This window comes from Salinimonas profundi (assembly GCF_014750655.1).
GTDB classification, from domain to species: Bacteria; Pseudomonadota; Gammaproteobacteria; order Enterobacterales; family Alteromonadaceae; genus Alteromonas; species Alteromonas profundi_A.
This window is the reverse complement of record NZ_JABBXD010000016.1, coordinates 1-14,048: the sequence shown is the minus strand read 5'-3', so window position 1 is coordinate 14,048 and position 14,048 is coordinate 1. Positions and strand designations below refer to the sequence as shown.

The window sequence follows — 14,048 nt, the reverse complement described above, 5'->3', positions numbered from 1 at the left end:
TTTGCAGCTTAATCAGTCAATTGATTGCATTTAGAGCTGACATTTATATCGCCATATATAATTTAGGACGGTTGGCCACCAGCTTCCACTTTGATGACGCTGACCTTGCCGCTTTGCGTGTGTAGTCCTTCAGTTCTGTAAAATTCGGCTTGCAGGTATGGTCAGCGATGAAAAAGGGCATGCTGGCACTATGGCCACGCATATTCCCATCAGCATAACGCACAGAGCACTCGGGACGAAGTTTGTTTGGCCGGCGCATACTTAGTTTCTCAGCCCCACAGTTCCTAATTTGTTCCTGCTCCTGGTCAATAAGAGCATTCCAGGAGTGTTTAGTGTGTGAGCTTGGTATGGTGAAACGAGCGCTTTCTAGGCGCTCAATCCATTCCTGAGCTGTTTTTGTTCCGCCCCGTGCACGACGTGACCAGTTGAAGTAAAAGCCTTTATAGTCGCCTTCAAAGGCATTGATACCACGATACGCCATGGTAGTAATGAGATAATTGAACCGATCGTGTACCTCAAAGAACCTTTCTTCAGCATCTTCATACTTTTGAACTTCGCCGCGAAAGTTCTGTTTAGCAAGGTTAACGCGGTCAATGACTGGCGCCAGCATTTCCCAACTGCAGCTAAGTGGGATAAGGCCGGGATATTTCTGTACAAAGCGCCGTGACATCGCGTTATCGGTAACATACATGTCCTTGAGCGCTTTAATAGCCAGTTCTACTGCTGCCTGACCGACAATTGTTGTGACAGGAATCGATTCGTAATCATCGGCAATAAGAAGTGCTTCATCTTCTTTTGTAATGGCAGGTAGGCTAAACATTATTGCTTGCTCTGCAATCGCATACTGCCGCACTAATTGGCAGAGTTCACTGAGACTGCTTTCAATGTCTGTCATGTACAAGCGTAGAAGATTCAATGTCGCCCCCGACCATTATTGCTGTTGATATGTACAGTATAACTTTTAAACAAGGTTTGGTGAATAGCGAGAGGAAGTATTAGATGAACTCATCATCTTGATTATCGCCAAATTTTAACATGAGCGCGCACCGAATGATTGGTGATGTCAGCTCTACAATCTGGTATGTAGCTTGACTCTAATGCACAAGATGTAGTGTTTTGTTGAAAAAATGCCACTATATGTTGTTAAGTTATAATGTCTGAAAAAAATAGAATAATAAATTTATGTTACGGATCTTTCGATCAAAGTTGCTTGCATTCTTGATAAATTAAGCTTGTAAAATCCTTTTAGGTTAGTCAGCACTAACCTAAAAATGCTATCGGTTTGAACGCTGCTTCAAGCACCAGATATTGGGTTGCAATGAAACTCAAACCTCACTATCTTGCTAGAGTGACTTGCGCAAAAGGATATGCGGAGGAGGGAAAAGGAGGTCAAACCTGCCAGTTTGACCCCCTCAAGTTACAAAAACCAGAAGCTCTTGTACTTTGGTTAGGATCCCAAAGGCGACACAATTTGTGTCACGTGGATAAAGTATCGTATTGCACTAGAATTTTGCAAGTACCAATACTCTCCGCACCCGGTCGTTTTTTCCACTATCGGCGTAAATGTCTGGGTACACAAGAGCTTCCATCCTTATAATATTTTGGAATGGAGGTTCTCAATGCAGAATCAAAAAACCAGTAAAGGCACACTCAGCGTGCTTCCACAGAAATATGGAAGAAAGTGTCTACCATCCGATGTCAGCCACTCGACGATATTTCCTGATATAACTGGAGGGTTCGAATTATGAGCCAGCAGTATATTTATAGACGATACCGTCGTAAGCGTAATAGTAACGAACTACTGGATGCTCATGACTATGGTTATGAGGCTTGGAAAATTCCAGTAGGTAGGTAGTGAAGGAGGAATGCTGCGGCACTTAAATGTGCCGCTTCATCCATTCAGCTACTTTGTACAGTTTCGCAGTCCATATCCTCATATAAAATTTTCTATCTTTGAGGAAAGCATAGTGTACTCTCCAATAAACAAAATGCCGGAAATGGGCGAGCCAGTTCTGCTAACAATAGGCCAGCCGGTTCTGGTAGCAAAAGGCTACTTTGATGGGAACTGCTTCAGGCTGACAGAATACGCTTTCGAGTATGAAGTATTACCTGCTGATGTTATGGGGTGGGCGTATGATAGAAAATTCAAGCTATCGATTATGTCGTGAACTAAAATCAAACAGAGTATGAAAAATAACTGATTGAGGTACTGCAGAAGTCTACGTTTCTGGCTGTATGGATTACGCTATTCGCTGCAATTAAGGGTTCTATGGCCGTCAGGCAGCTTTGTATATAAAGCTATCGCTCGGGAGGCACTTCAGACATCGATAGCTTTATCTTTCACTGCCCAGTGTGGCGTACGGCTAAGTGTATGACTTGGCAGTTTAAAGAAGGTTTTCTCAAGTATTTACTCTTTGAAATATTTAGTGAATAGTTCATATATATGGAAAGTACAAAGACAAGAAAGGGACACATCATCGTTGCACTTCACACGTCAATACGCAAAAAGGCAACCAACATAAAAGAGTCGCTCTCCAGCCTGCTCAGGTTGGTAAATCTCACCCAGGTGATAAGCAACAGATATACTCTCCTTATGGCTCTCTTTGTCTATATATATGGGATGTTCATAGGTCCTCTGATAGTTAGGTGTGACTGGGTGTATCTACAAAGTGTTTGGGATAGGTGGCAAAGTTTTAACGTTGGTGTTTTAGCGTTAATCTCAAGTGTATTGGTCTTTAAGGCTACTAAGTACCATTCTGAGCAAGCTAGAAAGCGTCAATTCAAAGCTGCTAGAGCCATGCTACCTGACGCACTTTCAGAACTCACAACTTATTTGAAGTCGGCAGCGCGGTCCTTGGACAAATTATGGGACGACTATGAACAAGCTTCACAGCCTAGTGACAGCGACTTTGAAATTCCATACCCTCGATTACCAGTCAAAGCCCGTGAGACAATCAAAGAATGTATTAGTAATGCCAACGATGACGTAGGTGATTACCTAGCTAGGATATTATCCAACCTTCAAGTATTTGACACTCGTTTATCGGGTATGTGTGAGGACTGTAAAGGTCAGTACCGTATATCTCCATCAGCTGACAACGTAAATGCTGCAATGATATTAGCGGCTAAAATTCATGCTTTAGTAGGGAACATGTTCGAGTTTTCGAGGGGAAGAAAAGAGTTTAATGCCATCGAGTTAGAGCTACACCACTATATGACAGCCTATGCACTACTCAATTTAGAGGTTGGGATGGGGTTGGACAAATACACAGATTTAACTTCAATGACGGTGAATAGCATTAACTCAACAGAAGGTGTATTCAGTTTGTAGAGCAGCCCCTATCGAATGGCGCTGGATGCGCTTACGCGCGCCGTTGCTTGCGCGTTGAATGTTTCCGCTCCTCGTCTCAGGCGGACCGCTTCAGCTAAGCGAACTTATGTTCATTCATTTATTGCTCAAAGCTAAGCACATATCTAAATTATTTGCTTCTCCGCTGCTTGCTCTTTTTCTTTTTCAAGCTCAATTACGATAGCTGGAGGGATGCAGTCCATGTGCACAGAATGTTTAACCCTTCCAATGCGATAATAGGTGTAGGCGAAGATTAGCAATGCCAATAGGACACAGGCTATTAATACAAATTCCATTTTGTATACTCACTTTTGGTTTGCTGGTGGACAGGTTAAGTAAGGTGCAACTTATATGGGATTATGCCACTACCATCTGACGTTGTCCGCTGTATATTGGCCCTGATAGCAAGATTTAATCTTTACCAACTTTCTCAAGAGAGCCAGCGTTTAAGCATAGCGTCGATTGTCCGGACGTCCTTTCCGATAATTCTGGTAACCTCGACCTGTTGTAGTGTCTCGCAACCGTTTTCTGATTCAGCTAACAGCAGACGGGTAAGGGCAGTCCTATCTGTAAAATACAAATAGCTAACCAACGCTTTAGCGGTTCGGTAATGGGTGGATGAATCTTTTGCCCATTGTTCAGGAATGCTGTTGAGCAAGTCGCTGACAGGTAATAGTCGCCTCGAACGCAGCGTTGACCGCAGCACAGATGGATTATTAGCAATGTCCTCGGCCACTTCAGCAAGTCCTTCATTGAGCCACTTACTCATTTGTCCAATGTAGTGCCGGTTAATGCTATGCATGGCCTCGTGCACCGCAGTTTTTTCACCCTGGGCCTCGTTTTTAACCCACACCACTGATTCATTGGTGCCGGCGCGATAAAACCCCTGAGAGTTTTTAAGAAGGCCTGTTGCGGGACCGCGATACATTTCATAGCCGGACTTGTCCGTAAAGAGCCTGAAGTTGACAGTAAGTGGCTTCACCAGCTCTGCAGGTACCACCTGTTCGAAGAGCGTTTTGCTGGCATTTACTGAAGTAATGATCTTCTGTTTTAGATTATAGCTACCCTGGAGGCCAAGAAAGTTAATGGATAAATCCTTCGCGTGAATATTGCTTACCAGGGTTACCGGTGTACCATCATCAACTCGGCGAGGTTTGTCGGAGATATGCTGAATCCCGTGACTGTCTGTCCAGGTAAAGATTCGTTTAGATTGGGTAGCCTTACGCTTATCGAGACAGCTTGCACCGGTGAACGCTAGCTCACTGGGTACTTCTGCCACCGGCGCTAATTGCTTTGCAGGTTCAGCCAGCCCCAATTTTGCCGGCATAGGTTTGGTGGCCAGCGAATCGATAGCGGTTATTACTGCGTCTTTTGAGCTCTGTGCAATCTCATCCAGCCAATCTGGCAAAGAAAACTTGTCTTGTGCATACTGAAAAACCAGATATGAGTTAGTTAGAACCAGCGCACAGATAATGCCGAGCTTCATTTTACTTCCCACAACTTACCATTCCCCCGAATAAGTCAACCTGATTTGCAGGTAGTGTAAGTGAACGAACTCAGGCAAACCAGTTGTCAGACCCTTTTTAGGGGATAGGGGGTGTAGCAATTGGATAGTTGATAATACGCAAAACTAATTCAAAATATTGAATATGCAATGAATCACCCCCCTTATAGCACTCCGGGTTGATTCATTGCGCTATAAACTTTGATATCTATGCTGCGGCTCTTTTACATGTTATCTGATGCTAATGCGTGATATTCCTGAATTGTACCATTTAAAGAGCTAACAGTAATTCAACAAAATTTAGGATTAAGGATCTCGACTGTCCTCAACTTACATTGATTAATCTACGGTTTTAGGCAGGTGATATTGTCCAGAAGAATATGGTATTTACCATCAACAATCAGGGTAAACGGATCTCTGAACTTATCGCCAATGGAAACACGAGCATGTTGAAAAGAAGCTTTTCCTAATTCAACACCATCATTAGAAATGCTTGTAGCAAAAATCATTAAGTACTTGCAAGGCTTCTTCATCTCATAAGTCAAATTGAAGCCTTCATAACCAAATTCCTCAAGACCATCCTGAGTTACTCTAGTTGGTTTGATAACTTCCCCCACAGATTCTGTCCACTTAAGGTCGACGGCAGAATTAGCAAAGGGCGTAAACAATGCACTGGTCAAGATAGCCATATAAACATTTTTCTTCATTATTCCTCCTGAATATTGCATTTCTTAAAGGTAAGGTGCATTCCTAGTCTGAAAAACTTAATTAGTTGCCAGGGGCACGAAATGATGCTTGTAGTAGTGCCGAAAAATGAACGCCGAGGTACAAGCGGGGAGCGCAAGGGAGCCGAAGAGGCTAGCGGCCAGTCCGTGTGATGGCGTCAGCAGAAACAAATTGATAATGACGCCCAGGCCAATGGAAAACAACACGCAGGCGAACAAGACAACACTGAGTATTGCTTTACGCTCAACGCTGTTGTTTCGGGTTTGGGAATATTCAGATGCTCTTCTCATAAACTTTCCTTAGCAAGTCGGCATTTTAATGAATAAAGATGATACCACTGAATACCCCTTAGTTGCCAAAACCAAACCATTTTACGTCGCCATACCTCTAACCCCCTCTTGCAAAACCATCCGGCAGCAGAGCTGCCGGTCGCGCGCGCTTCGCGCCTGTCGGGCAGGGTGGCGTTCGCTCCCTTTTAAAAGAGCACGGGGTATCCCGGGAGGGTGTCAGCTTGGTTTGGTATGGTGTAAAGGTGGTCAGGTAGGGAGGGCGTCTAAGTCGGTTGTTCTGAGGCGGTTTGGTGGGTCGGTTGGTGTGAGATTTTTTAAAAGGGGTCACTAAAGGTTGGCGCCAGGGTGGGGGGGTTGAGTTTGCCAGAGGTTAAAGACGTTTTAGGGGTATGGCGACGTAAAGAAATTATTTGCAGAGTTCTGTTGGCTCATCGCATTGGAAAAATTGGTGTTTGTTGTCTTATAAGACCGGTGCTTGGAACGAAAGTATCCTATTGGTCGCAAATATGCCGGTGAAAACTGTGCGCTGTGTTAAATCTGAGTGGTTTGTCAGGGTATTGTCTATCAGATAATACACAGAGAACGGACGTAGCTTGAAAAGGCTCCGGTAACACCGGTCACCGGCGTTAATTTTTCAATCAGCTTAGTCATCCCTTTTCAAATCTACCGCTTATTTGCTCTACTTAGTTTCAGTTAGGTTCTTACACATTAAGGCGATACTAACATGTGTGATGGAGTTGTGTGAGTGGAAGGACAACATGTTTATACGCTCTTTAGTATAAAACATTATTATACAGATTTTAGTATATTTTGATTTTATACTATTTCATGTATATATTATGGGGTATACAAACATCTGATAAGAGTTATCCATGAAAATAAACACCCCAAAAGACTTAAGTGCACTATTAAGGGATGCTCGTAAGGCTAAAAAAATGAATCAAGCTGAGCTTGCTAAGCAAATCGGTGTTTATCAACGCGTAATTTCTAACTGTGAAACCATGCCTGAAAAAATGTCGGTCGATATGCTACTTAAACTTAGCGCGGCATTAAATCTGGATATCAAAGTAGAACGGCCACAAAACACTATTACTACGCGGTCGCTGTCTTTCTAATGGGAAGGAAATCACATACTCAAACCCTTTACTGTTCAATGAACGGCTATGTAGTAGGGCAGCTATTCCTAAAAAGTGGGCGAATGAGCTTTAAATACGCGCCTGAGTGGATGAGCATGGAAGGTAGCAGAGCAATATCGCTTAGTTTACCTATGCAAATGTCCGAGATAAAAACCGATGCGGTTCACGCCTATTTTGATAATCTGTTACCGGATGCCGATGCTATTCGCCAGCACATGGTTGACCGGCTAGGCGCCAACAGTAGCAAGCCTTTTGATTTGCTCGCCGAAGTAGGAAAAGATTGTGTAGGTGCATTAACCTTCACGAGTCAACACCCGGAAGAGGAAATGCAGCCTTTGGCAATGACACCACTTTCTGAAGCCCAAGTTGCGCAAACAATCCGAGAAGCACGGATTGAGAAAATGCTGGGTATGAATTCAGATGAAGATTTTCGTATCTCCTTGGCCGGCGCTCAGGAAAAAACGGCGCTGACGCGGTGGAATAACACGTGGTGCCGGCCGCATCAATCAACCCCGACCACCCATATCTTTAAACCGCCAATCCGGCACCATGAAAACCTACGCATTGATTTGTCATCGAGCGTAGACAATGAATGGTTTTGTCTGGCCTTCATGCGCCATCTGGATATGACGGTTGCACAGGCTGAGATTGCACAATTTGAAGATCAAAAAGTCCTGGTCGTTGAACGCTTTGATAGACGGTTACAGCGCGATAATATCCTTAGGTTGCCGCAGGAAGATTTCTGCCAGGCGTTGGGCATGGCCAGCGGCTCGAAATATGAGGAAAACGGCGGTCCCGGGGCAGCAGCAATTATGGATCTACTTAGCCATTCATCCAATGCTTATGCTGACAGGCTCGCTTTTTTCCAGTCTCAGGTTGTTTTCTGGTTACTTGCAGCCATCGACGGCCACGCGAAAAATTTTAGTATTTCGCTTAATGCCGATGGGTTCCGGCTGACGCCGTTCTACGATGTGATCAGTGCTTATCCTTATTTTGGTCAGGGAAACATTCAGCGTCAGAAGATAAAAATGGCGATGAAGGTGCATAGTAAAAACACACACTACCGTTGGCATGATATCACCGCGCGACATTGGTTAGCTCATGGCATTTACTTAGGCCTGAGCCAAGACGACACTCTTAGCATATTGTCGTTTTTAACGGATAACATTGAAACAGCACTTGCACAAACCTTCGAAGAGGCAAACGCACATTTTGATGTGGCGGTGGGAACATCGATAGCTGATGGGGCTCTAGCGTGCAAACGCAAAGTCGTTGCATTATTGAATAGCTAAGTCGTACATCTCAAACACGATGTGGTAGTCATTTAATTGATGGCAGGAAAGAGCAAATCTCCGACCCGCCAAACGCTCACGGTTGTCTGCACCTTAGACCAAGCAGTGTAGTTCAATATAACGAACTTCATTACTTTTCACCTACCACTTTTGCGAACTGCTAAGTGTATGATTTGGCAGAATAAAGACGTACTATGATGTGGTAAGCCCCCAATTTTCTAGACATCTTCAAGCTGCTGATAATACTGCTTTTCATATCTGACTGGAGAAAGCCCTCCATTTGTACCATGATTGCGTCTGGGATTGTAAAATCCTTCGATGTAATCGAATATCTCAGCCCTCGCCTCAGCGCGCGTAGAGTAGATCTTTCTTTTCACCCGATCCTTTTTAAGCAAAGAGAAAAAGCTTTCGGCAACGGCATTGTCGTGGCAGTTGTCTTTCCTGCTCATGCTGGCTTCCAGGTTGTGCTCGTTTAGGAAGGAACGCCAATCAGATGAGGTATATTGAATCCCCTGATCTGAATGAACCAGCACTTTCTTTTTGGGTCGGCGACGCCAGACTGCCATCAACAGAGCATCAATGACTAAATCAGCTTTGGGGCTACTTTTCATTGTCCATCCAACGACGCGCCGCGAGAATAAGTCGATAACCACAGTAAGATATAGCCAGCCTTCGTAGGTACGGATGTAAGTAAAATCAGTCACCCAATAGCTGTAGCGACCTGACTTCTTATTCTGTCTGACCCGATTTTATCCGCACTTCCTGGCCCACAATCATTGATTCTACCCTATGAGGCTGGCTCACTTTAATTAAGAATGGAACCACATTGATTGATACTAGGACCGATTTCATCGGGTTGGGCCCCCTTTAATCGACTCTAAATTGGCAGTCCTGCTTCACGCATTTCAGCTGTCATTTCTTTCGCTCTATTTGGTTCTAGCCCTCCAGAGAATAATTTTCTTATTTCGGATGGGCGATAGCGGAATTGTTCAGCAATGACGCGCTCATTGTAACCATGCCTGATAAGTGTCGGTTCAATTTCATATATGCGGCTAGACAGTGTTTCCTCCAAAAGGTCAACATTGATAGGTTTTATACCGACTTTGTAAGCTTCTTCTAGGGCTAATGTTAGATGTTGTTCTACCTGAAGAGGCGTACTGAGATGTTCAGTTAGATAATCCACTGCTTGGTCTTCAATAACGTCTTTTGGTTTTACATTGTCATTGGTGCATTTATCCAGGAGCCAGTAAATATAGTCGCGTAAAATACCCTGCGAGGCATCGAGAGACATGGTAACCGTGCGGTAGCCAACTTCTTCCATTGTGGGAGATTTCAGGTCATTTTTAAGTTTAGGGTGGCCCGCCAATACAATAGATAACTTGCCGCCGCCCTCATGGATGACTTCCATTAGGCGTTTAAGACCTGTCAGTGTGCGATGGTGCAGGTCATGGGCTTCATCACAAAATAACACAACAGGCTTTTTACTCTTCTTGATGAGCTCCTGCAAATCTCGCTCGCGCTTTTCGCCAAGCTTTGGTACCCGATAGCCATTATCACCTGAAACATCGTAAAACAACGCTGTGATCAAAGTGGTTAAATTTGTCTTGGATTTTTCCACTGAGAGTGACTTTGCGACTATCACATTTTTTTCAGCAGCTAATTGTTTTTGTATTTTTTCTAGGTAGGTAGTTTTGCCAATACCGACAACACCAGTCAGTGCGATGAGCTGGCCTTCAGGTATGATCTTTTTGAGTTGTCTGAATAACCTTTTGGCCGTGTCAGTTTCAAAGAAGTCTGCATCACGAAAATACTTCTTTATACCAAAGTGTTCCATGACTTCAATTTGCATGTTCTCCACTCCTATTATGGAAATATTCTTTTATCCATTTCATGACAGCCTCTTTATCTAAAGACTCAGACAAAATAGCATCAATCATATCTCTGTCGCCTTGCGCAAGTATTGTCAAGGGTTTACCTAAATACTTGGATATGGCAAGCTTGGCTTTCAGTATGTTTTCAAACCGCTTTTCGTTAAACGGGTCTGGATCATCAAATTCTCGCGTTGGTACTGGCTCAACTACGTTCTTCATTGACAAAATAACTTGGTGATTCTCATCGTTTTCAGAGTCCGGTAATTTAAGTGACTTTGCTAGCGTTTCGAGTTTTCCAAGCCGCTTCTCTGTTTTGGTTTGTTTAAACTTACGATATCGGTACAACGGAATTGGACCACTGATCGGGAAATAAGCACCGTATCGTTGTCCATCATGTTCAACATACAATTCGTCGTCAAACAGGCCCCACCAAAGTACGACTTGTTCACCTGCGAGGTCGGGATCTACCTCATATACACTGCCGTCAACGGGAATTCTGGCATCAATACCTACTTTCCGTTTTTCAGGTTCGCGTGCGAAAGATGAAAAACGCTCCCAGCTGCACATTTGTCTAACAGCACCGTCGATATTCTGAAGCCAGTCCTCCATCCGAGAATGTGGCTCTGCTCGATGTTGATGGTCGTTATATTTCTTCAGATAATCGCTCAACATCTGATTAGCTTCGACTTCGTTCTTTGGCTCTCGCAAGTGATAAAGGACCTCGTGGCATTCTTTTACTGTGCGAAAGGCCCTTTCTACTTTACCTTTTGATCTAGCAGTTTTTCGCCGTTTATCCTTGCTATCTGGCATATGTATCTTCACATCAATGCCTAAGTACTTCATCACAGACTGAAACACCCGACTTCGTGCAATTGGCCCGTTGTCCATGTAAATCATGTGTGGGATCCCTTGGAAGGGCAGATCTGGGTCTGACTTGGGGGACATGGCATTAAAAAGGAAGCGCAGCGCGTTACCTGCGTCTTCACCGTGAACATTTCGGTATTCCTGATAACAAACGCCGCTTCTATCATCAACGACAGAGTAAAGCATTAAAATAGGCAGACCTTTAGATTCGTCATACCAAAGCGGTTCGTCTACACTTTTTAAGTCAGAAGGGCTTAAATCAAATTGCCAGCACTCGTTGCTGTGTCTAGCCTGAAACCTGACGGCCGGCGAGTTTTTAATAAGGTTGCGTTTGTCTAACCCAAATTGCGCTAGATACCTGTTAACGGTTGTTTTGCTGAGCTTACCTTTTTCTAGCTTGATAAAACCGTATTCTGAATCAACACCCGTACTTTCCAGCAAATCAATAGCAACATTCGTAGAGATATGCCGTCCATTCTTGTTGGTGGTGCGAATTTTTAACGCGGCAATAATCTCGCAATACTTCTCCATCTCAGATATAGGAATGACTCTTGATTTGCCTGAATCTGTGCGCTTCAGTGGTTTGGGCTTGTTTACAGAACGTAGTTGCCGATAAAGAGTGCTTTTGGAAACACCATATAAATCACATGCTGATTTAACAATGTTTTTGCGCTCATCGGAACGCGCAGGGAATAGCTCCATCCGTGAAGACAGATCTAAAAGTACCTCTGGCGCAATCCGTTTGGCTTTCATGGCACAGTTACAGAACCTCTTCTTCAAGTGCTGCCTTACGGCGTTTGCTAACTTTAGAAATAGTGTGCCTAGAGCAACTTATTGTCCTTTCAATGAAGTTATAACTACGTCCATCATCGAGAAGTTGCAATATCCTACTATGCAAGTCTTTGTCTTCGCGACGGCCTTTATACTTCCCCTCTATTTTGGCTTTGGCGACCCCTTGCGCTTGCATCCTGCGTCGCTCTTCGTAATTTTTTCTGGCAAAGGCAGCAAGGAAATCAAGCATCATTGAGTTAATTGAAGAGAGAATGCGTTCAGTGAATTCATCAGCGTTGCGCATCAATGCGAAACTGGACGGCAAATCAAGTGAAACAATACGAATATTCTTATCGTTAATCAGCCGCTTCAACTGTTCCCAATCTTCACTTTTGAGTCGGCTTAGCCTGTCTATTTGCTCAACTAATAAAACGTCACCAGGCATGGCGATATCCAGTAACCTAAAAAGTTCAGGCCGTTGTAATTTTGCGCCGGATTCATTTTCAATAAACCAGTGAGCAACGCCGAACCCTAATTGTTCGGTAAATTTTTCTAATTCAGCTTTAGCTCTGGTTGCATCTTGCTCTTCGGTTGAAGCTCTTAGGTACCCATAAACTCGAAACATAGATTTCAGTGCGTTTTACAATGGTGTCTTAATGTGAGTGCATTATAGGTTTATTTTTTGAATTAATGCACTAAATAATTGAAAGTGCGTTAAGGGTATACTTTAATTGCACCAGATATTTTTGATTCCTCAGCAGTTTCCAAATAAATAATGGTATGCAAGTAGCCCCAAGCCAATGGGATACTACTACCTGGTGAGCATGTCTTTGTTAATTCAAGTAGATGAGGAAGTCATAAAGGAGTTTTTAATACAGTGGCAACAAGCAGTCGAACCTGATTAGCATCAGTAATGAGATTAAATCCTCAGTAAATACGAGCAGAATCGGAAGAATACAGTGGGTTCTTAGGGTCCGAAACCTCAACTAAAATCGAGCAAAAAAATGACCTCTGCTGAAAGAAGGGTTCTAGCGGATAATATCAAAAATATACGGTACTTAAGAAGCATGAACTGACCTCAATGTCACCCATACGAGCCAATATACTGGACTAATGAAAGGTGTTTCTCAATATTGAGAGCGCAATGAAGAAACTCTTGCGCTAGATGTGTCTTCTGCGCTCCCAAAGTACGGTTTACTTAGCTTAGGCAGCCATCTTACGGCATTCATCAGCACAAGATTTGCAAGCACGAGCACATTCTTGACAATGATCCGGTTCGTGTTTAGCACAAAGCTCACCGCAAGCTTCACATATGTCAGCACAGAGACGGCAGATTTGCTTGGCATGCTCACTTCCTCTCGCCATTGCTGCCGCAGCTAGCCGACAGATATCAGCACAGTCTAAGTCTGCACGTATGCAATCTGCCATTTTCGCAGGATCAGGCTCCTGCAAACAGGCAGTTGAACAATGGTCGCAGGCAGTTGCACATTTGTAGCAAGCTTCAATACAACTAGTAAATTTATTATGAGACATAAATTATTTCCTCTTGTTTATGGTTTATACACCTAACTTCGGAACTTTGTAGGCAAGCAGCATTTATGCCAGTCGCTTGTTATCGTGCGTATGAAATTCTAATACTCCCCTCGCACCAAGCTGCCGGCAGCTTAAATTGAAGCATCTCTGCGCTCTTAGGATCTGGAGGTACTTAAAAGATTTGTAATAATTCCTTATTATCCTGAATTAATTACAAAGAAAATATAGGAGAGTGAAAGCAGACTTTATCTTCCTCAGCAATATCGTGAACTATCACGTCCTAACGCGGTGCTTGGGATAGCGGGTTGCGCTTTGTGCGGACAGAGTAAATAGCTTCCTGCTCAGTGTTAGGTTCAGCGGCTATCTCTTCTGTTTCATTAAACAGCTCCCCCAGCCCTGGTTACATTGGCTTTGTTGCTTTTCCCATCCTGCTTCTGCTGCACCAGGCGAAACTGTTCCTCCAAAAATTGCGGTTCTCCAGTTGCTCAAAACTGTTCCTCAAGTTCAGCGATGCAGCAATTGCTTCGTTAATTGCACTAAATACCAAATGTGATTAGAAATCTTACCAGATTCAGTAAATACACAAAGGTTTCAGCCCATAGTCAGCCTGCTCCGCAAAACTAGCCGCAAACTAGGGAAACTGCGAATAAGTCCCGCAGTTTAACGCTTAGTTAAGCCGCAGCATCACCTGCCTAATTTTTAAACTCTAATT

12 protein-coding genes and 1 pseudogene are annotated in these 14,048 nt (G+C 43.7%); 4 read left to right on the top strand and 9 right to left on the bottom strand.

Going from position 1 to position 14,048, the window contains the following annotated elements; translation table 11 throughout:
- Window positions 1-43: 43 nt before the first annotated feature.
- A complete protein-coding gene (locus tag HHX48_RS17665) occupies window positions 44-895 on the bottom strand; it encodes a DNA replication terminus site-binding protein (RefSeq protein WP_191026625.1) in 852 nt (283 codons plus the stop codon).
- A gap of 1,072 nt (window positions 896-1,967) precedes the next feature.
- Between HHX48_RS17665 and HHX48_RS17660 the strand changes: the two genes are divergently transcribed.
- The gene (locus HHX48_RS17660) at window positions 1,968-2,168 is read left to right on the top strand and encodes a hypothetical protein (RefSeq protein ID WP_191026624.1); all 201 of its coding nucleotides are present in this window, start codon (window positions 1,968-1,970) and stop codon (window positions 2,166-2,168) included.
- 488 nt (window positions 2,169-2,656) lie between these two features.
- Complete coding sequence (locus HHX48_RS17655) at window positions 2,657-3,331, top strand: hypothetical protein (RefSeq protein WP_191026623.1); 675 nt, start codon at window positions 2,657-2,659, stop codon at window positions 3,329-3,331.
- A 448-nt stretch (window positions 3,332-3,779) separates the two neighbouring features.
- Here the strand turns inward: HHX48_RS17655 and HHX48_RS17650 are convergent, their stop codons facing one another.
- The 3 genes from HHX48_RS17650 to HHX48_RS17640 all read right to left on the bottom strand — a co-directional run bounded on the left by HHX48_RS17650 (window position 3,780) and on the right by HHX48_RS17640 (window position 5,869).
- Window positions 3,780-4,835, bottom strand: coding sequence for a hypothetical protein (locus HHX48_RS17650; RefSeq protein ID WP_191026622.1), 1,056 nt, complete (start codon window positions 4,833-4,835; stop codon window positions 3,780-3,782).
- 362 nt (window positions 4,836-5,197) lie between these two features.
- Window positions 5,198-5,560: a hypothetical protein gene (locus tag HHX48_RS17645; protein ID WP_191026621.1), complete on the bottom strand. Its 363-nt coding sequence runs from the start codon at window positions 5,558-5,560 to the stop codon at window positions 5,198-5,200.
- 57 nt (window positions 5,561-5,617) lie between these two features.
- Window positions 5,618-5,869: a hypothetical protein gene (locus tag HHX48_RS17640; protein ID WP_191026620.1), complete on the bottom strand. Its 252-nt coding sequence runs from the start codon at window positions 5,867-5,869 to the stop codon at window positions 5,618-5,620.
- 872 nt (window positions 5,870-6,741) lie between these two features.
- Here HHX48_RS17640 and HHX48_RS17635 point away from each other — a divergent pair.
- Together HHX48_RS17635 and HHX48_RS17630 are read left to right on the top strand one after the other, a co-directional pair.
- Entirely contained in the window at window positions 6,742-6,984 is a 243-nt protein-coding gene (locus tag HHX48_RS17635) for a helix-turn-helix domain-containing protein (protein ID WP_191026619.1), read from the top strand.
- Complete coding sequence (locus tag HHX48_RS17630) at window positions 6,984-8,297, top strand: type II toxin-antitoxin system HipA family toxin (protein ID WP_191026618.1); 1,314 nt, start codon at window positions 6,984-6,986, stop codon at window positions 8,295-8,297. The genes HHX48_RS17635 and HHX48_RS17630 overlap by 1 nt, the downstream gene beginning before the upstream one ends.
- A gap of 218 nt (window positions 8,298-8,515) precedes the next feature.
- Here the strand turns inward: HHX48_RS17630 and HHX48_RS17625 are convergent.
- From HHX48_RS17625 to HHX48_RS18835, 5 genes and pseudogenes are all read right to left on the bottom strand, one after another.
- Window positions 8,516-9,037, bottom strand: a pseudogene (locus HHX48_RS17625) (IS3 family transposase); the annotation flags it as partial.
- 137 nt (window positions 9,038-9,174) lie between these two features.
- Window positions 9,175-10,146 carry an ExeA family protein gene (locus HHX48_RS17620; RefSeq protein ID WP_191026617.1) on the bottom strand — a complete coding sequence of 324 codons (972 nt, stop codon included), beginning with the start codon at window positions 10,144-10,146 and terminating at the stop codon, window positions 9,175-9,177.
- Window positions 10,136-11,770 carry a DDE-type integrase/transposase/recombinase gene (locus HHX48_RS17615; RefSeq protein WP_117318717.1) on the bottom strand — a complete coding sequence of 545 codons (1,635 nt, stop codon included), beginning with the start codon at window positions 11,768-11,770 and terminating at the stop codon, window positions 10,136-10,138. The genes HHX48_RS17620 and HHX48_RS17615 overlap by 11 nt, the downstream gene beginning before the upstream one ends.
- A 22-nt stretch (window positions 11,771-11,792) precedes the next feature.
- Window positions 11,793-12,428, bottom strand: a complete 636-nt coding sequence (locus HHX48_RS17610; RefSeq protein WP_117316872.1) for a recombinase family protein — start codon at window positions 12,426-12,428, stop codon at window positions 11,793-11,795.
- Between the two features lie 578 nt (window positions 12,429-13,006).
- The gene (locus tag HHX48_RS18835) at window positions 13,007-13,168 is read right to left on the bottom strand and encodes a four-helix bundle copper-binding protein (RefSeq protein ID WP_223858534.1); all 162 of its coding nucleotides are present in this window, start codon (window positions 13,166-13,168) and stop codon (window positions 13,007-13,009) included.
- Window positions 13,169-14,048: the final 880 nt, after the last annotated feature.